Annotated in this window: 19 protein-coding genes; 6 read left to right on the forward strand and 13 right to left on the reverse strand. The window is 70.8% G+C overall.

The genetic code is table 11. The features are described 5' to 3' along the window. Nucleotides 1–9 precede the first annotated feature (9 nt). Complete coding sequence (locus tag SHK19_RS15860) at nt 10–321, reverse strand: MGMT family protein (RefSeq protein WP_322936818.1); 312 nt, start codon at nt 319–321, stop codon at nt 10–12. A 287-nt stretch (nt 322–608) separates the two neighbouring features. Then, nucleotides 609–1,808, reverse strand: a complete 1,200-nt coding sequence (moeZ, locus tag SHK19_RS15865) for an adenylyltransferase/sulfurtransferase MoeZ (protein ID WP_322936819.1) — start codon at nt 1,806–1,808, stop codon at nt 609–611. Nucleotides 1,809–1,973: 165 nt separating this feature from the next. Here moeZ and SHK19_RS15870 point away from each other — a divergent pair, with 165 nt between their 5' ends. The 4 genes from SHK19_RS15870 (at nt 1,974) to SHK19_RS15885 (ending at nt 4,196) form a co-directional block, all read left to right on the forward strand. Further along, nucleotides 1,974–2,609, forward strand: a complete 636-nt coding sequence (locus SHK19_RS15870) for a TetR/AcrR family transcriptional regulator (protein ID WP_322456049.1) — start codon at nt 1,974–1,976, stop codon at nt 2,607–2,609. A 38-nt stretch (nt 2,610–2,647) separates the two neighbouring features. Beyond that, complete coding sequence (locus tag SHK19_RS15875; protein WP_322456050.1) at nt 2,648–2,869, forward strand: DUF3107 domain-containing protein; 222 nt, start codon at nt 2,648–2,650, stop codon at nt 2,867–2,869. A gap of 125 nt (nt 2,870–2,994) precedes the next feature. After that, on the forward strand, nt 2,995–3,804 hold the full coding sequence (locus SHK19_RS15880) for a PP2C family protein-serine/threonine phosphatase (protein WP_322456051.1): 810 nt from the start codon (nt 2,995–2,997) through the stop codon (nt 3,802–3,804). A 53-nt stretch (nt 3,805–3,857) separates the two neighbouring features. Next, nucleotides 3,858–4,196 carry a hypothetical protein gene (locus SHK19_RS15885; RefSeq protein ID WP_322456052.1) on the forward strand — a complete coding sequence of 113 codons (339 nt, stop codon included), beginning with the start codon at nt 3,858–3,860 and terminating at the stop codon, nt 4,194–4,196. Nucleotides 4,197–4,214: 18 nt separating this feature from the next. On the opposite strand, the gene SHK19_RS15890 is transcribed toward SHK19_RS15885, so the two are convergent. From SHK19_RS15890 to lhgO, 5 genes are all read right to left on the reverse strand, one after another. Next, nucleotides 4,215–4,520 carry a hypothetical protein gene (locus tag SHK19_RS15890; RefSeq protein WP_322936820.1) on the reverse strand — a complete coding sequence of 102 codons (306 nt, stop codon included), beginning with the start codon at nt 4,518–4,520 and terminating at the stop codon, nt 4,215–4,217. Nucleotides 4,521–4,685: 165 nt separating this feature from the next. Beyond that, a complete protein-coding gene (ligD, locus tag SHK19_RS15895) occupies nt 4,686–5,606 on the reverse strand; it encodes a non-homologous end-joining DNA ligase (protein ID WP_322936821.1) in 921 nt (306 codons plus the stop codon). Beyond that, complete coding sequence (locus SHK19_RS15900; RefSeq protein ID WP_322936822.1) at nt 5,603–6,343, reverse strand: L,D-transpeptidase family protein; 741 nt, start codon at nt 6,341–6,343, stop codon at nt 5,603–5,605. The genes ligD (SHK19_RS15895) and SHK19_RS15900 overlap by 4 nt, the downstream gene beginning before the upstream one ends. A 1-nt stretch (nt 6,344) precedes the next feature. Next, on the reverse strand, nt 6,345–7,283 hold the full coding sequence (gene ligD / locus SHK19_RS15905; RefSeq protein ID WP_405030434.1) for a non-homologous end-joining DNA ligase: 939 nt from the start codon (nt 7,281–7,283) through the stop codon (nt 6,345–6,347). Between the two features lie 8 nt (nt 7,284–7,291). Beyond that, nucleotides 7,292–8,518 (reverse strand): L-2-hydroxyglutarate oxidase, encoded by a 1,227-nt coding sequence (lhgO, locus tag SHK19_RS15910; protein ID WP_322936824.1) that lies wholly within the window; start codon nt 8,516–8,518, stop codon nt 7,292–7,294. Between the two features lie 43 nt (nt 8,519–8,561). Here lhgO and ku point away from each other — a divergent pair, with 43 nt between their 5' ends. Beyond that, nucleotides 8,562–9,521, forward strand: a complete 960-nt coding sequence (gene ku, locus SHK19_RS15915) for a non-homologous end joining protein Ku (RefSeq protein WP_322936825.1) — start codon at nt 8,562–8,564, stop codon at nt 9,519–9,521. A gap of 471 nt (nt 9,522–9,992) precedes the next feature. After that, nucleotides 9,993–11,333: an HNH endonuclease signature motif containing protein gene (locus tag SHK19_RS15920; protein WP_322936826.1), complete on the forward strand. Its 1,341-nt coding sequence runs from the start codon at nt 9,993–9,995 to the stop codon at nt 11,331–11,333. 240 nt (nt 11,334–11,573) lie between these two features. Here the strand turns inward: SHK19_RS15920 and SHK19_RS15925 are convergent, their stop codons facing one another. From SHK19_RS15925 to SHK19_RS15950, 6 genes are read right to left on the reverse strand one after another with little or no spacing between them, the layout of a single operon-like run. After that, nucleotides 11,574–12,140, reverse strand: coding sequence for a hypothetical protein (locus tag SHK19_RS15925; RefSeq protein WP_322936827.1), 567 nt, complete (start codon nt 12,138–12,140; stop codon nt 11,574–11,576). Between the two features lie 45 nt (nt 12,141–12,185). Beyond that, nucleotides 12,186–13,394: a rod shape-determining protein RodA gene (gene rodA / locus SHK19_RS15930; RefSeq protein ID WP_322936828.1), complete on the reverse strand. Its 1,209-nt coding sequence runs from the start codon at nt 13,392–13,394 to the stop codon at nt 12,186–12,188. Nucleotide 13,395: 1 nt separating this feature from the next. Beyond that, nucleotides 13,396–15,525, reverse strand: coding sequence for a penicillin-binding protein 2 (gene mrdA / locus SHK19_RS15935; protein WP_322936829.1), 2,130 nt, complete (start codon nt 15,523–15,525; stop codon nt 13,396–13,398). After that, nucleotides 15,525–16,097 (reverse strand): rod shape-determining protein MreD, encoded by a 573-nt coding sequence (mreD, locus tag SHK19_RS15940; RefSeq protein WP_322936830.1) that lies wholly within the window; start codon nt 16,095–16,097, stop codon nt 15,525–15,527. The genes mrdA and mreD overlap by 1 nt, the downstream gene beginning before the upstream one ends. Next, a complete protein-coding gene (mreC, locus tag SHK19_RS15945; protein ID WP_322936831.1) occupies nt 16,094–17,032 on the reverse strand; it encodes a rod shape-determining protein MreC in 939 nt (312 codons plus the stop codon). The genes mreD and mreC overlap by 4 nt, the downstream gene beginning before the upstream one ends. After that, a complete protein-coding gene (locus tag SHK19_RS15950; RefSeq protein WP_322936832.1) occupies nt 17,032–18,063 on the reverse strand; it encodes a rod shape-determining protein in 1,032 nt (343 codons plus the stop codon). The genes mreC and SHK19_RS15950 overlap by 1 nt, the downstream gene beginning before the upstream one ends. Between the last annotated feature and the right edge of the window lie 284 nt (nt 18,064–18,347).

Here is an 18,347-nt window from a genome sequence, read left to right on the forward strand (position 1 = left end):
TCGGCTTCCTCACTCGTCGGGTTCCGCGGGGTCCCAGAAGGCGTCGCGCATCCGGACCCGGCCCGCACTGGTGCACGGGGTGCCCTCCTCCGCGTAGCGGGCACGGGCCTCGCCGTCGTGGCTCGGCGGCAGCGAGGCGTCGGCCCGCACCACTCGCCACCACGGCACCGGGCCGCCGTGGCGCGACATCACCGCTCCGACCTGCCGCGGTCCGCCGCCCACCACCGCGGCGATCGCGCCGTACGTCGTGACCCGGCCCGCCGGGACCTGCTCGACCCACGACAGCACCTGCTCGACGTACTCCTCGTTCGCGGGATCCACGGCCTCATCGTGCACGAAGGTCGGTGACCTGGTCTCGATACGGCGGTGGCGGGCGCTCGCAAGCTCGCTCCCTCGCGCCTACTCGACCTCCCGGCCAATTCTTCGGCTTCGCAAGCTCAGCCGAAGGGCCGTGAGCGCCGAGGACCCCGTCGCTTGGCGACGGGGCCCTCAGGTGCTCCCTCGGTGCGGTAACGCTCCAAAGACAGGCGGCGGCGGCCCGGTAACCCGGAGCCACTGCCACCAAACTCAACGACCGTGGCTGGGCCCGGGTTACGCGCCGCGCAGTCTCAGTACGCCGGCTGGCTCGGGTCGATCTGGTTGACCCAGGCCACCACGCCGCCACCCACGTGGACGGCGTCGGAGTACCCCGCGCCCTTGACGATCGCGAGCGTCTCCGCGGACCGCACCCCGGTCTTGCAGTACATGACGACCTGCTTGTCGGCCGGCAGCTGCTCCAGCGCGGAGCCGTTGAGGAAGTCGCCCTTCGGGATCAGGACGGAGCCGGGGACCTTGTTGATCTCGTACTCGACGGGCTCGCGGACGTCGACGAGGACGAAGTCGCGGCTGCCCTCCTCGCGCTCCTTGAGCATGTGCTCGAGCTGGACGACGGAGATCGTCGAGTCGGCGGCCGCATCGGCGGCCTCCTCGGAGATCGCGCCGCAGAAGACGTCGTAGTCGATGAGCTCGGTGACCGTCGGGTTGTCGCCGCAGAGCGCGCAGTTGGGGTCCTTGCGGACCTTGAGCTTGCGGTACTCCATCTCCAGGGCGTCGTAGATCATCAGCTTGCCGACGAGCGGGTCACCGATCCCGGCCAGGAGCTTGATCGCCTCGTTGACCTGGATCGAGCCGATGCTGGCGCAGAGCACGCCGAGCACGCCGCCCTCGGCGCAGCTCGGGACCATGCCCGGCGGCGGCGGCTCGGGGTAGAGGCAGCGGTAGCAGGGAGCGTCGTCGGCCAGGGTCGGCGCGAACACGGAGGCCTGCCCGTCGAAGCGGTAGATCGAGCCCCAGACGTAGGGGATGCCGAGGAAGTACGCCGCGTCGTTGACCATGTAGCGGGTGGCGAAGTTGTCGGTGCCGTCGACGATGAGGTCGTAGCCGCGGAAGACCTCGAAGACGTTGTCGTTGTCGAGGCGCTCCTCGTGCAGGACCACGTTGACGTAGGGGTTGATCTCGGCGATCGACTCCTTGGCCGACTGGCCCTTCGGCTTGTCGATGTCGCTGACGCCGTGGATGACCTGGCGCTGGAGGTTGGACTCGTCGACGGTGTCGAACTCCGCGATGCCGAGGGTGCCGACGCCCGCCGCCGCCAGGTAGAGCAGCGCGGGACTGCCGAGACCGCCGGCGCCGATGACCAGCACCTTGGCGTTCTTGAGCCGCTTCTGCCCGGCCATGCCCACGTCGGGAATGATCAGGTGGCGGCTGTAGCGGCGTACCTCGTCGATGGTCAGCTCGGCGGCCGGCTCGACCAGCGGCGGAAAGCTCACGGATGTGCTCCTCGTCAGGGGGTGGTCTGGAGGTAACAGCGACCTGTTGGTTGGTGTTCCCAGGTCCATCCATCGTCCCCGGCCGTGCCCGGCGAACCTGACACGTCCCGCGATCCGGACCCGGGCGTTCCCTGACGTCCTGCTACCCGGGAGTAGGCTCGGCGCGTGGTCAGCAGTTCGTACGACGTCGATGAGCCCCGCCGCGCCCGCGGGGTCCGGCTGCCGCGCCGTGAGCGCCGCGCCCAGCTGCTCACGTCCGCGCTGGAGGTGTTCGTCGCGCAGGGCTACCACGCCGCTGCGATGGACGACATCGCCGAGCGGGCGGGCGTCTCCAAGCCCGTGCTCTACCAGCACTTCCCGGGCAAGCTCGAGCTCTACCTCGCGCTGCTCGACGACGCCTGCGACACCATCATCGCCAACTGCCGCGCCGCGCTCGAGTCGACCAACGACAACAAGCAGCGCGTCAAGGCCGCGATGGACGCGTTCTACGAGTACGTCGCGCACGACGCCGGCGCGTTCCGCCTGGTGTTCGAGTCCGACCTCACCAGCGAGCCCGCGGTCCGGGACCACGTCGACCGGGTGACCATCGAGTGCGCGGGCATGATCACCGAGGTGATCCAGGAGGACACCGGGCTGCCGGCGGCCGCGGCGCGGCTGCTCGCGGTCTCCCTGGTCGGGATCAGCCAGGTGAGCGCGCGGTTCTGGCTGACCGACTCCGGCGGGCTCTCGCGGGAGCAGGCGGTCGAGCTGGTGTCGGGGCTGGCCTGGCGCGGCATCCGGGGCTATCCGCTCACCGACTAGGCTCGAAGTATTCGCATCACGAACCTGAAGGAGCCTCAGTGGAGGTCAAGATCGGCGTGCAGAACGCCGCCCGCGAGCTGACTGTCGACACGGACGAGACCACCGACGCGATCGAGAAGCTCGTCACCGAGGCCATCGCCGGCAGCGGCGTGCTGGTCCTCACGGACACGAAGGGCCAGCGCACCGTGGTGCCGGCCGACAAGCTCGCCTACGTGCACATCGGCCGCAGCTCCGTCGGCCAGGTGGGCTTCCGGTCCTGACCCCTTCGGTGGTCGAGTAGCCCGAGCCGCCAGGCGAGGGCGTATCGAGACCCGGGAACTCTTCGACGGCTCCCAGCCGTTCCTCAGGGAACGCGGGCAGAGTCGCTCGTGAAGGGGTGAGGGTCATGCTGCAGTTCCGCTTCGCCGCCGAGAGCGACACCGGCCGGGTCCGGGAGAACAACGAGGACGCCGGTTTCGCCGGGCCCTACCTGCTCTGCGTCGCCGACGGGGTCGGCGGCGCCGCCGCCGGCGAGGTGGCCTCGGCCACGACGTCGTACGTCGTCAGCGCCCGCGCGCTCGCGGCCCCCGGTTACGACCCGCTGCGGCTGCTCGCGGCCGCGACAGAGGAGGCGCACCACCAGCTGGTCATCGGGGTCGACGCCGACCCCGATCGGCTCGGGATGGCGACCACGCTGACGGCGATCCTCACCGACGGCGTCCGCACCGCGATGGCCCATGTCGGCGACTCGAGGGCCTACCTGCTACGCGACGGCGGGTTCACCCAGCTCAGCCACGACCACACGATGGTGCAGGCGATGGTCGACGCCGGACGGATGACGCCCGAGGAGGCCACGGCGTCGCCCCACCGCAACGTCGTGCTCCAGGCCGTCGACGCACTGAGCACACCGACGCCCGACCTGCTGTGGCTCGACCTGCGGCCCGGCGACCGGCTGCTCCTGTGCAGCGACGGGCTGAGCGACGTGCTCCAGGAGTCGGCGCTCGCCACGCTCCTCACCGTGCCGTCGCGACGACTGGCGACGTCGAACCTGATCCAGGCGGCGCTCGACGGTGGCAGCCGCGACAACGTCACCGCGATCGTCGCGGACGTGATCGACGGTTCCCCGGTCGCGGGCAACGGGATGGTCCTCGGCGCGGCCACCGACCCGTACCACCTGGTCGACCCCGCGGCGGTCCGCCCCCTCCGCTCGGCCTGATCCCGGCCGAAAAGTCTGGTGTCGCTGTCCGCTCGCGGTCCTATGCTGGAGGCATGACCACGTCGTCGTACGAGTACGCGCGCCTCTGGGTGCCGCTCTACGACGCCATGACGCTCTCCGTCGCGCGACCGGTCTTCCTGCTCGAGGCGGCCGACGGGTTCGAGGGGATCGTCGCGGAGAAGAACACCACGCTGATCGGTGTCCTCAACGTGTTCGGCCGCGAGGGGTGGCGCATCGACACGACGCCGATTCGGGTGACCGCGCCGTCGCCCGAGTTCCAGCTGCTGATCGACGCCACCCTCGACGAGGTCGACGGCGGCTCGCTGAGCGAGGCCGACTCCGGCGCGGTCAACGAGTTCGACGTCTACGGGATGCGGCGCAGGCTCAGCTAGTCCGACGTCCGGTTCCGTTCAGCCGCGATGCCAGGGCCGGTCCGTCAGCTCACGCCGTTGACCCCAGGCGAAGCGCGACTCCGAGATGAAGTCCTCGAGCCCGTCAGTGAAGACGTCCAGTGCTTCCGCGACGGGGCACATCGCATTCTCCTGATACAGGTAGCCCATGTAGGGCTCACCCGCCGCCACCACGTCGACGACCAAGGAGCGGGTGTCAGGGTCGTCGTCGTCTCGGGTCCAGCGAAAGCTCCAACCATCAACCTCATCGGGTCGCAGCAGGTGCCGGATGGCGTGGTCGACGTGCGCGCGCACGGGCGGCGGCATCTCAGGCCCATCGGTTGGTGAGCTCACACGGCCACGATCCCGCCAGTCCCATCCCCGGGCAAAGAGGTTTCCGTACCGGAGCCCGCTACTGCCCGCTCGACGCCCGTCGGCGTGGCGGTGATTGCTCCGTGCGGGCGCCGTCGCTGGATTGCCCGCGACCGCTCGCTAGTCGAGAGCGTCGGCGGCGAAGAGGTCGCCGTACTCCTCGACCCGCTGGAGCACGTCGGACATCGCGAACTGCTCGATGCCCAGCTCGTCCTCGGCGCCGGCCTCGACCTCCTCCCAGGTGAGCGGGGTCGCGACGGTCGGTCGGTCCCGGCCCCGGAGGGAGTACGGCGAGATGGTGGTCTTCGACCCGGCGTTCTGCGACCAGTCGAGGAAGACCTTGCCGCGCCGTCGGGCCTTCGTCATCGTTGCCGTGATCAGCGTCGGGTGGGCCGCCGCGAGCTCTTCGGCGACCTCCTTCGCCACACCGGTCACCTCGTCGGACGGCAGGTAGGACGACAGGTCGGCGTAGAGGTGCAGGCCCTTGCTGCCGCTGGTCACCGGTCGTGCGTCGAGGCCGCGGGAGGCGAGCGCGTCGCGGGCGTGGAGGGCGACCTGGCAGCACTCGTGCAGGCCGGCCGGCTCGCCCGGGTCGAGGTCGACGACCAGTCGGTCCGCGCCGAGCGGCTCCCCCGAGGCGTCGACCGTCCACTGGTGCACGTGCAGCTCCAGCGCCGCCAGGTTGACCATCCACATCAGGGTGGCGAGGTCCTCGACGATCGGGAACACCAGGGTGTCGCCGTGCCGGCTCGGTCCCCGGGAGCCCGTGGTCGGCACCTCCGCGGTGCGCACCCACGACGGTGTGCCGGCCGGCACGTTCTTCTCGAAGAAGCTCATCGTCTGCACACCGTGCGGCCACCGGATCCGGGTCACCGGCCGGCCGGCGAGGTGCGGGAGCAGCACCGGAGCGATCCGGGCGTAGTAGTCGAGGACCTCGCCCTTGGTCGTCGCGGTCGCGGGGTAGAGCACCTTCTGCAGGTTGCTGAGCTTGACGGTGCGGCCCTCGACGTCGACGTGGACCTCGTCGCCTGTCGCGGTCATCGGCCCACCGCGATCACCGGCACCCGCTCCGGGTCGAGCCGGAACATGAGTCGGCGGATGAACCCACGCTGGGCACTCACGCAGCCGGCCGTGGCCCCGCTGCCGTTGACGTGCAGGAAGATCCCGGAGCCGCGACGTCGTACCTGGTCCCAGTTGAAGTCCATGACGATCGACCACTCGTACTGCCGGCGGTAGTCCAGCAGGCGCTCGGAGGAGTTGGGGTCGCTGGCCGGCAGCCACCACCGGAAGCCGCCCTGACGCTTGTTGCGGTAGCGGTTGTAGAACGCCGAGCGGTTGTCCTGGACCCAGTAGTCGCCGCGCCTCACCTCCCGGTAGCGCAGCTGCCAGCGCTCGCGCTCCTCGTGCATGCCGAACGCCGAGATCAGGCCGTAGGTGCCGAGCGGCGTGGTGCCGGTGCCTTGCCGACGACGGTGCGGCGCGACCACGCCGCCGTAGCCGATCCGGCCGTCCGCGGCCGTGAGCACCCTGCGCCAGGTTTCGCCACGCGGCACCCAGAAGGACACGCGGGCGTGGTGGCCACCACGGCGGTTGACCGTCACCACCTGGCGGGTGCCGCTGCGGAGCCGCACCCGGACCCCGCCGAGGGTCACCGCAGCGCGAGCCGGCGCGGGCTCCGCCTCGGCCGGTCGGACACCGACCGGCTGGGGGCGGGCCACGGCGACGTCGGGTGAGGTCAGCAGCGGTGCCAGGAGGACGGCCAGGGCGAGTCGTCGCACGCTAGGAGCCTCGCAGATCATCGGCGTTGAGGTCACTACGCAGACCTTGGTACGACGGCTGCCGGAGCCGCTCGTAGCCGCTCCCGTGGGTGTCGACGTCCACCACCAGCACGGGATCGAGCCAGGTCGTGCCCTGGGCGTCGACCTTCGGCACCTCGTCCGCGAACGGGCTGGTGCTGCGGGTCAGCGGCGCGACCAGCTCGGCCAGCACGCGCGACTGCTTCGGCCCGATCCCGCTGCCGACGCGGCCGCGGTAGAGCAGGCCGTCGGCGGTGGGCTGGCCCACGAGCAGCGCGGCGAGGTGGGTGCCGCCGGTCTGCCGCCGCCACCCACCGACGACGTACGACGCCCGGTGCCGGTGCGCGAACTTCAGCCAGTGCTGGGTCCGCTCCCCCGGCCGGTAGCGCGAGTCCAGGCGCTTGCTGACGATGCCCTCGAGGCCCTGGGACCGGGTGGCGTCGAAGAGCATCGCGCCGTCGTCGTACGTACTCGGCACCTGCCAGCCGGAGCCGGCGAGGTCGAGCTCGGCGAGCCGAGCCCGGCGCTCCGTCAGCGGCAGCCTGGTGAGGTCGTCGCCGTCGTGGCGGAGCAGGTCGAAGGCCATGTACGTCGCCGGGACCCGCTCCGCCAGGCGGGCGACCGCCGTCGCCTTGCGCACGTGGATCCGCTCGGCGAGCACCCGGAAGTCGGGGAGGCCGCGCTCGTTGAGCGCGATGATCTCCCCGTCGACCACGGTGTCCATGTTCTCTCGGCCTGTCGGAGGGGCGGTCAGCTCCGGCCAGGCGCCGGTGATGTCGTTGCCGCTGCGGCTGGTGAGCCTGACACCGGACGTGCTGACCACGGCGAGGGCGCGGACGCCGTCCCACTTCACCTCGTGGCACCAGTCCTCGCCGGTCGGCACGTTCGTGCCGGAGGTGGCGAGCATCGGGAGCAGAGGCACGGTGCTCATCATGCCGGTCCGGGCAGAGCCATCCGGTCCACGACGTACGCGGCGATGGCCAGGCTGGACGTGGCGGCCGGCGACGGAGCGTTGCGCACGCTGGTCACCCCGTTGCCGCTGACGACCACGAAGTCGTCGACGAGCGACCCGTCGCGGGCGACGGCCTGCGCCCGGACGCCCGCACCGGCGCGCACCACGTCGTCGGGCCCGATGCCCGTCACGTAGCGCTGCGCGAACCGCAGGTAGGCGCGCGTGGACAGCGATCCGCGCACCTCGCGGGCGCCGGTGCGCCAGTGGGTCCGAGCCATCCGCCAGAACCCGGGATGGGCGAGGGTGGCGGCCGCGTCGGCGAGACGGAGGCCGGGGCGGACGCCGTACCCCTCACGGTCGAGCGCGAGCACAGCGTTGGGACCGACCTCGAGGCTGCCGTCGACCCGACGGGTGAAGTGCACACCGAGGAACGGGTAGCGGGGGTCGGGCACCGGATAGACCATGCCGCGCACGAGGTCGCGCTTGGCGCCGACGACCTCGAGGTACTCGCCGCGGAACGGGACGATCCGCGGTTCACGCTCCCCGTCGACCCGCCGCCCGAGACGGTCGGCCTGGAGGCCGGCGCACAGCACCAGGTGGTCGACGTGGTGCACCTCTCCGGCGGTGACCACCTGCACCCGGCTGCCGCGGCCGGACCGGGAGACGTCGGTGACCGTCGTCGACAGACGTACGACGCCGCCTGCAGCCTCGACCTCCTGCGCCAGCTGTCGTGCGATCGCGGCGTAGTCGGTGATCGCGGTGCGGGGCGAGTGGAGGGCGGCCAGCCCGGTCGCGTGCGGCTCGATCTCCCCGATTTCGTCGGAGCCGATGCGACGCAGGCCGGGGACGCCGTTCGCGGTGGCGGTGCGCTCGAGGTCGTCGAGCCTGCCCAGCTCGTCGGGGTCCACCGCGACGACCAGCTTGCCGCACTCGACGTACGGGAGGTCGTGCTCGAGGCAGTAGGCACGGATCAGCTCCCGTCCGCGTGCGCACAGCTCGGCCTTGAGGCTGCCCGGGCGGTAGTAGATGCCCGCGTGGACGACGCCCGAGTTGTGGCCCGTCTGGTGGGCCGCGAGGCGGTCCTCCTTCTCGAGGACCAGCACGTTCGTCCCGGGTCGGCGGCGGGTGATCTCGCGGGCGACGGCGAGGCCGATGATGCCACCGCCGACGACGCCGACGGTGTGCTCTCGTGCTGGCTCCGCCACGCGATCATGGTCGCAGGTCGGTGGTGGCCCGTACCCTTGGTCCATGCGTGCTATCTGGAAGGGTGCCGTCTCGTTCGGCCTGGTCAGCGTGCCGGTGAAGCTCTACTCGGCCACCGAGAGCCACGACGTGTCGTTCCGACAGGTGCACGCCAAGGACGGCGGCCGGATCAAGTACCAACGGGTCTGCTCGATCGACGGTGAAGAGGTGCCCTACGCCGACATCGCGAAGGGCTACGAGACCGAGGACGGCGAGATGGTGATCCTCACCGAGGACGACCTGGCCGAGCTGCCGTCAACGTCGTCGCGCGAGATCGCCGTCGAGAAGTTCGTCCCCAGCGACCAGATCGACCCGATGCTGTTCGAGAAGTCCTACTACCTCGAGCCCGAGTCAAGCGGTGCCAAGCCCTACGCGCTGCTGCGGCAGGCGCTCCTGGATGCCGACCGGATGGCAGTCGTCACGGTCGCGCTGCGTCAGCGCACGACCACCGCGGTGCTGCGGGTGCGTGACGACGTGATCGTCATGCAGACGATGATGTGGCCCGACGAGATCCGCAACCCCGACTTCAAGATCGAGACCGGCGAGATCAAGGACGCCGAGGTCAAGATGGCGCACATGCTCGTCGAGACCCTCGCCGGTGACTTCGAGCCCGAAGAGTTCGAGGACGACTACGCGGCCGCCGTGCAGGCCGTCGTGAAGGCGAAGATCGAGGGCGGCGAGATCCGTCGTACTCCCACCTCGACGAAGACGGGCGGCGAGGTCGTCGACCTCCTCGCCGCGCTCCAGCGCTCGGTCGAGGCCGCCAAGACCTCCCGCGGCGAGGAAGCCGCGGAGGAGAAGCCGACGAAGAAGCCCGCGGCCAAGAAGGCGCCCGCCAAGAAGGACGCTGCCAAGAAGGACGCTGCCAAGAAGGACGCTGCCAAGAAGGCGCCGGCGAAGAAGGCGCCCGCCAAGAAGGCCGCGAAGAAGCCGGCGAAGAAGGCTGCTGCCAAGAAGGCCAGCTAGCTCCCTCGTTCTCGAGGAGGTCGCGCTGCGACCGTCTCGAGACCCCTTGGACCTATGAGCCCTTCGTTGCGGTCCGCGGGGGTTGCGACCGAAATGGCTTTGGACGGGAGCAGGAGGGGCGCTGGTTGCTGGCCGCGTCCGGCTCACGGTGGGTTCGGAAGCGCCGCTGGTCGAGGAGGTCGCGCTGTGACCGTCTCGCGACTGCTTGGACCTATGAGCCTTGTTTGCGGTCCGCAGGGGTTGCGACCGAAACGCTTGGGAGGGGAGGAGGGGGCTGTTGGTTGCGCGCCGCGGCCGGCTCACGGTGGTGCGCGAACGCCGCTGGTTGAGGTGCGAGGCGCGCTAGCGCCGAGCCTCGAAACCAAGGCTCCGACCCACCTACCATCCACAGGCGCCGAAAGGCGGATCACCTGTCCACAGGGGGGTTCTGAGCGTTTCGTTGTGTCGGGTGGTCGGGGTTGAATGGGCCTCATGGATCTCGGGACCGCACCCCTCCTCGACCTCACCGCACCCGCGGTGACCCAGGTCGTTGAGCCCGCGGTCCGCACCCGGTCTCAAGAGCTCCTCGCCGGGATCCGGGACGACCAGCAGACCATCACCGACCGCGAGATCGCCAAGCTCCGCAAGATCGCCGAATGGGCTGCCGAGCACGTCGTGGCCGAGGACGCTGCGGATGTGGCGACGTTGACCGAGCGGGGTCTGGACACCGGCCTCCCGCTCGCCGGCCCCGGCGCACCGCTGATCAGCGACTTCGCGGTGATGGAGCTCTCCGCGTTGTTGGGGCGGTCGCTGGACTCGGGGCGCAACTACGTCGGCCAGGTCCTCGAGCTCGCCCACCGCCTCCCCAAGACCTGGACCCGCCTCCTCGACGGGCAGGTGCCGGTGTGGAAAGCCCTCCGGGTCGCCGACGCCACCCGCCTCCTACCGCAGGACGCCGCTTCGTTTGTCGACGCCCAGCTGGCACCGTTCGCGCACGGGGTGACCTGGGCGCAGGTCGACCGGCTGGTCGAGGAAGCCCTGGTCCGCTACGACCCCGATGCCGCCGAAGACCGCCGGCGGGAGGCCCGGGACCACCGGCACGTCCACACCGGCCTGGACCGGGTCGGCTACAACGGCACCGCCGACCTCTCCGGCACCCTGGACGCCGCCGATGCCCTCGACCTCGAACACGCCATCGCTCGCCGCGCCAAGCTCGCCGGCCAGCTCGGCGACACCGACACCCTCGACGTCCGGCGGGCCAAAGCCCTCGGTGAGATCGCCCGGGAGGACCTGGTCCTCGACCTCGAGGTCGCCGACCCCGACACCGGAGAGATCACTAGGACCATTCCCGGGCGGAAGACCGAGCTCACCCTCCACCTGTCCGCCACCGACCAGACCGTGGGCCGGTTCGGCAACACCCGCACCCCGATCTCGGTGGAGCAGGTCAAGGAATGGCTCAACACCCCCCACACCACTGTGATCGTGCGGCCGGTGATCGACCTCGCCGGCCACCAACCGGTCGACTCCTATGAGATCCCCGACCGGATCCGCCGCCAGGTCACCGGACGCGACCACCACTGCGGCTTCCCCTACTGCACCAAACCCGCCGAAACCTGCGACCTCGACCACATCACCCCCCACGCCGAGGGCGGGCCGACCTGTGCCTGCAACCTCTCCCCGGCCTGCCGCGGCCACCACCGGTACAAGACATCGGGCCGAGCCAGCTACCGGATGCTCACCCCCGGCACCTACCACTGGACCCTGCCCACCGGGACCTACCTGGTCGACCCCACCGGCACCCACCAACTCACCGCCACACCACCGGACGACTAGCCACCCCGCCCCACACCCCGCCACCGGCGGGGCTTCAGGCGTGTCAGTCCACCGTGGTCCGCTCATCGGTCCGGATGCTGCCGCCGATCATCGTGACGACGAGCCAGCGCACGGCGCGAAGGGGACCGAGCCCGCGAGGGGCGCGCGGAGCGGGGGCCGGAGGCGTCTCGTCCACGGAAGGTCGGATGAAGATGGAGCCGTCCACGGCCCCGTGGTACCCACACGAGCGCCCCGCAGACCTCAGCCCGTCGGCGTCAGATCGACGGTGCCCGGCGCCCGCAACCGATCACTGGAGTAGACGACGGTGCCCGCGCGCCTGCCGGACGGCGTCGTGTAGGCGAGGACGGACACCTTCGCCTCACGCACGGGTAGGCACCGGCGCGGCACGTCGACCGTGAGTCGCGTGCGCCGGAGATCGACCTTCAGCACGACACGGCAGTACGTGGAGCCACCCGGTGTCGGCGCTCTTTCGAGGACCGCGGATCCACGGGACCGGCTGGCGCGTTGCTGCAACGCGCCGAACTCGCGGGAGTTCTCGAAGTAGACGAAGAAGAACTGCTCGAACGTCTCCGGTCTCGCGATCCACCGCAGGCGCAGCCGGAACCGGACGCCGCGCTCGACGTTGGTCGCGGTCAGCCGACGCAGGTCGACAGAACGACGGCGCTGCTCGGTCATGCCCTCCGCCGCGGTGAACCGGACGTCGCCGCGCGGGTCGCGCGCATCGACGATCGGGCCCGCCGCAGCTGCTGCCGGGAGCAGGGCTGCAAGGACCGCGGTCATCACCACGACCACCATCGCCTTCTTCACGAGCAGAAGGACATCACACTGCGACCGTCCCCGCAGGGACTCGCCTCAGCCGCGTACCAGCACCCGCTTCACCGGCTGCATCCGGGAGGCCGGCGCGGAGATCGTGCGGAGGTGGATGTTCTGCAGCAGCCCGATCGCGAGCATCCCGGCGAACATCGAGGAGCCGCCGTACGACACGAACGGGAGGGGTACGCCGGTGACGGGCATGATGCCGACGCACATCCCGATGTTCTGGAAGGCCTGGAAGCCGAACCAGCAGGCGATGCCCGCCGCGGCGATCCGGCCGAACACGTCGTCGCTGCGGGCAGCGATCGCCAGCGCGCGCCAGATGATGATGCCGAGCAGCGCGATCACGAACGCGGCGCCGACCAGGCCGAGCTCCTCGCCGGCGACGGTGAAGACGAAGTCGGTGTGCTGCTCGGGCACGAACCCGGAGCTGGTCTGCGAGCCGTCGAAGAGTCCTTGTCCGAAGAGCCCGCCGTTGCCGACCGCGATCCGGGCCTGCTCGACGTTGTAGCCGGCGCCCCGCGGGTCCAGGCCGGGGTCGGTGAAGGCGAGGAAGCGGTCGACCTGGTACTGCTCGAGAAACCCGGTGACCACGGCGAAGATCGCGACGAGCACGCCCGAGCCGACGAGCAGCGCGAGCCAGCGGCGGTGCGCGCCGGAGGCGGCGACGACGCCGAAGACGGTGGCGCTGAGCACGAGCATGGTGCCGAGGTCCGGCTGGGCCAGGATGAGGACGGCGGGGACGGCGGCGACCGCGAGCATGAGGAGCACGTCGACGGTGCCGACCCGATCACGCCACCGGCCCTCGCTGCGCTCGGCAACGACGAGAGCCATGCCGACGACGACGGCGAGCTTCGCGAGCTCGGAGGGCTGGAGCGACAGCCCGCCGAACATCAGCCACGACTGCGAGCCGTTGACCGTGGTGCCCATCACCAGCACGAGCACCAGCCCTACGACCGCCAGGCCGTAGGCGATCGGCGCGAGGATCCGGACCCAGCGGTGGTCGGTCGCGGCGACGACGACCATCAACCCGAGACCGATGCCGACGTTGACCACCTGCTTGGCCAGGAACGCCCTGGAGTCACCCCCCGTGAGGTCGTCCCGGTGGATCGTGGCGGACCAGACGAGCACGCACCCCAGGATGCTGAGGAGCACGACCGCCCCGAGCAGCAGCAGGTCGAGCTCGCGCCAGCGCGGCCGCCCGGTGCTGCCGACGCGACGTGACCGCGCCGAGGTCCGGGTAGCCATCTCAGTCCTCCTCGCGAGCCGGCGGCAGGATGGAGCCGTCGCGTCCGAAGACCGGCAGGTCGTCGGGCGGCACGGTGCCGGGGATGACGGCCTTGCGCGGGACGACGGTCTCGCCCTCGACGCCGTACAGCGCCTCCCAGATCTTGCGGATGCCGTCACCGGTCGAGCCGGATCCGGTGCCGCCCTGGCTGATCATCATCACCACGACGTAGTCGTCGGTGTACGACGCGACCCAGCCCGTCGACTGCTTGCCGTAGACCTCGGCGGAGCCGGTCTTGGCGCGGAGCACCACGTCGTCGAGCGGGAACCCCCCGAGCTTCCACGACAGCGTGCCGGTGCGGGAGACCTCCTTGAGCGCGTCGTCGATGTAGCTCAGCACCGCGTTCGGTACGCCGACGGTGCCCGCCTTCGAGGGCGGGATCCGCCGGATCACCTCGCCGCTCGGCGAGACGATCGCCTTGCCGACCCGCGGCTCCCAGAGCGTGCCGCCGTTGGCGATCGCGCCGTAGGCGCGGGCCAGCTGCAGCGGCGTGACGATCGTGTCGCCCTGGCCGATCGCGAAGTTCACCGCGTCACCGGCGCGGTAGGCGTAGCCCTCGATGCAGAACTCGTAGGCGAACTTGTACACGAAGTCGCTGGTCTTCGCGTCCTGCGGCTTGTCGGCGATCCCGCAGTAGTAGTCCTTCATCGACTTGTAGTAGTCGCGCTTCCACTTGCGGTCGGCGATCCGGCCCGAGGACTCCCCGGGGATGTCGATCCCGGTCGCGCTGCCGAAGCCGAAGTCCAGGGCCTGCTCGACCAGCGGGTCCTTGGCGTCGACGTCCGCGACGTCGGAGCCGAAGCGCTGCCAGTAGTCGTAGCCGATCCGGTAGAAGAAGGTGTTGCAGGAGACCCGCAGTGCGTCGGCGAAGGAGATGTAGCCGTAGGCGCCGGACTCGTAGTTCTTGAAGTCACGGTTGCCGACGGTGAACGCCGAGGAGCAGTTGAGGCGGGTGTCGGTCGTGTAGCCGTGGGTGAGCGCGCCCGCGGTCATGAACGGCTTCCACGTCGACCCCGGTGCGAACTGGCCCTGCATCGCGCGTCCGAGGAGCGGTGTGCCGGCGGCCTCGGAGTAGAGCCGCTTCAGCTGCATCTGGGTGATCCCGTCGGCCCAGACCTCGGGGTCGTACGTCGGCTGGCTGGCCATCGCGATGATCCGTCCGGTGTTGACGTCCATGACGACGGCGGCGCCCGAATCTGCCTCGAACGGCCGCCCGCTCACCGGGTCGACCGTCCCCCGCGCCGTCATGATCATCTTGTGCAGCTGGTGCTCGACGATGCCCTGCACCTTCGCGTCGATGGACGTGACCAGGGTGTCGCCGGGCTGGGCCCGGACATCGGCCTCCTCGCCGATCACCTCGCCGTTGGCGTTGACCTTGACCCGCTCGTAGCCGGGCTGCCCGCGCAACCAGGCGTCGTACTCCTTCTCGACGCCCGCCCGGCCCACCACGGACGCGCCGTGGACCGACGTGTCGCCGCCGAGCTCGGCGGCGGTCAGCTCGTCCTCGGTGATCGGGCTGAGGTAGCCGAGCAGGTGGGCGGCGTTGATGTCGAAGGGCCGGGGGTAGTCGCGCACGCTCTGCTGCACCACGACCACGCCCGGGAAGTCCTCCGGCTGCTCGTTGATGCGCAGCGCGGTGGCGTCGTCGAGGTCCTGGGCGACCGGGACCGGCTGGTACGGCGAGCCGTTCCAGCACACGCCCTCCTTGGCGCCCTCGGTGCCGCAGAGCACCAGCTTGCGTGCGATCCGGCGGGGCTCTTCCTCGATCACGCGCGCGACCCGGTTCAGCAGCGCGCGTCGTACCCGCGGCTCCATCCGCCCGATCAGGGTGCGGTCGATCGACGCGACCCAGGTGAGCCGGTTGGTGACCAGCGGCCGCCCCATCGCGTCGACGATCAGCCCGCGCTGCGGCTGCACGACGACGTCACGGACGGACTGGGAAGCGGCCTTGCCCTGGTACTCCTCGCCCGTGACGACCTGCAGGTAGTAGAGACGGGCGGCCAGGGTGGCGAGCAACGAGAAGGCAAGGGCCTGGATCACGATCAGCCGGAGGCGGCTGCGGTGCGAGGAGTTGCCGGTCGACGGGGTCATCAGACAGGCGTCCGCCGGGGAGCACGAGGGGTGACCTGGGCCGGACGCGGGCCGGGCTCACGCGTGAAGATCCAGACGGTGACCGGGAGGACGACGAGCGCCGCCACGGTGTCGTAGGCCACCGCGGTGAGCACCACCTCGAGGAGCCGGCCCACACCGACCGCCGGGTCGCTCAGCAGCACTCCCGACAGAGCGAAGACCGACGTGCCGACGAAGGCACCGCCGGCGCCGGCAGCCAGCATCAGCGAGTACGGCGGCCGCCCGCCGCCGGACTGCGGGGCCGAGTGGTCGTGCGCCAGCCGGCCGACGACGTACCCGACGACGAGCAGCGCGAGCGCCCAACGACCGGCGGCGTGGTCGGCCGGCGGTGCCAGGTCGAGCAGCAGTCCGGCGCCGAAGCCGAGCAGGGTGGCGAAGCGGGGATCGGTGACCAGCGCCGCGCCGATGACGGCGAGCAGCACCAGGTCGGGAACGACGCCGTTCCAGGCGAAGTGCGGGAAGACAGTGACCTGGAGCAGCAGCGCCACGACCACGGTGAGCAGAGCGGCCACCAGCCGCTGGGTGCCCCTCACTCGAATGCTCCCGGCTCGATCACGCCGTCGCCGCCCGCCGGCACCACGACGCCGACCAGGTCGAGCTTCGTGAAGTCGACGTACGGCTCGAGGACGGCGCGGTAGGTGCCGAGCCGAAGCTCTTCGAAGACCTTGTCGACCTCGCCGATCGGCACGCCCGACACGTACGGCGCCCCGCCCTCGCTCCCCCAGGTCACCACCGCCTGCCCCTTCTCCGGCACCACCGTGTTGTCGAGCAGGCGGAGCTCGAGCGGCTCGTCGTCCTCGAGCCCGCCCCTGCCCTCGACCATGCCGTTCTCCATGTTGTCGCCGACCCGGCCGCCCACGGTGGAGCCGGCGTCGACGACGAGGAGCACGGTGGCGGTCTGGCTGGTGACCTCGATGATCCTGCCGACCAGGCCGTCCGCGTTGAGGACGGTCATGTCCGGCCGCAGGCCTGCGTCGGTGCCGGCACTGATGGTGACGGTGCTCGAGAAGGACTGGGCGGAGCCGTAGGAGATCACCCGCGCCGGGGCCAGCGTGTAGCCGGTCCCGTTGGCCATCTCCGCCAGGCCGGCCCATGCCTCGAGCCGGTTCTCCTCGTAGCCGGCCTTGCGGTCCTCCTGCTCGAGGGCGTCGATCCGTGCCTCGAGCTCGGCGTTCTCCTCGCGGAGCGCGTCGTTGGTGTGCAGGTTGCCGGGGAGCGCGACCAGCGGTCCGAGGACCTCGCTGACGCCCGCCTCGGCGGGGCCGAGCACCTCGCCGACGAGCCTGCGGGCCGGCGCGACGGGCGAGTCCTCGCCGCTGCCGAGGTCGACGACCATCAGCGCGACGCACGCCAGCACCAGCGCCAGCAGGAGCGAGCGCGACGGCAGCCCGCGCGCCTCGTCCCGCTCCCGCGGCGTCGCGACCTGACGAACCGGACTCTGCCGCGGCGGCCTGGTGTCGAGGCTCATCAGAAACGCCTCGGGTTGGTGACGAGCACCTGTTGAAGAGCCTCGAACTCCTCGACGCAGCGACCGGCCCCGAGCGCCACCGACACCAGGGGCTCCTCGGCGACGTGGACCGGCATGCCGGTCTCGTGGCGGATCCGCTCGTCGAGCCCGCGGAGCAGCGCGCCGCCGCCGGTGAGCACGATGCCGCGGTCCATGATGTCGCCGGCCAGCTCGGGCGGGGTCTGGTCGAGGGTGACGCGTACGGCGTCGACGATCGAGTGCAGCGGCTCGTCGAGCGCCTTCCGGATGTCGGCGGAGGTCACGGTGACGGTGCGGGGCAGTCCGGTGACCAGGTCGCGGCCGCGGACCTCGCCCTCGGGCTCGCCCGGTGACGGGAACGCCGTGCCGAGGGTCATCTTGACCTCCTCGGCCGTGCGCTCGCCGAGCATGAGGCCGTGCTCCTTCTTCATCCAGGCGACGATCGCGGCGTCGAGCTCGTCGCCGGCGGTGCGGATGCTGAGGCTGGTGACGATGCCGCCGAGCGAGATGACCGCGACCTCAGTCGTACCGCCGCCGACGTCGACGACCATGTTGCCCGTGGGCTCGTGGACCGGGAGCCCAGCGCCGATGGCGGCGGCCATGGGCTCCTCGACGACGTAGACCCGGCGGGCGCCGGCCTGGTAGCCGGCCTCCTTCACCGCGCGCTGCTCGACCGGCGTGATCGCGCTCGGCACGCAGATCACCATCCGCGGCTTCGCGAAGTAGCGGCGCTTGTGAACCCGCGCGATGAAGTGGCGGAGCATCTGCTCGGTCGCCTCGAAGTCGGCGATGACGCCGTCGCGCAGCGGGCGCAGCGCGGTGATGTTGTCGGGTGTGCGGCCCATCATCGCCTTCGCCTCGTGCCCGACGGCGATCACGTCGCCGGTCGAGTCGTTGAGCGCGACCACACTGGGCTCGTCGACCAGCACGCCGCGGCGCCGGACGTAGACCAGCGTGTTGGCGGTGCCGAGGTCAACGGCCAGGTCCCGACCGATGATGCTGTTCGCCCTCAACGTTTGCCCTCGCAGACTCACCCAAAGGCCCGACCGCTCCAGGTCAGTCCCGCCGCGCGCAGTCCGGGGAAGCCGGTGCACCCCGCACGGGCGGTACGCCGGGGCGGACCCCGCGCGCACGATCCGGGATCCCCCGCTTGCGAGCGTAGGTAAAGGTCAGCCCTTCACCACGGAGGCACGCCGTGGTATTTGGGGCCGATGTGACTAGTGTGACTGGCTCGGTGCGCTGCGAGGAACGAGCAGCGGACCGTTCAACCGGTCAGATCGAGTAGCGCCGCGGCCGA

This window comes from Nocardioides bizhenqiangii (genome assembly GCF_034661235.1).
Classification (GTDB): domain Bacteria; phylum Actinomycetota; class Actinomycetes; order Propionibacteriales; family Nocardioidaceae; genus Nocardioides; species Nocardioides bizhenqiangii.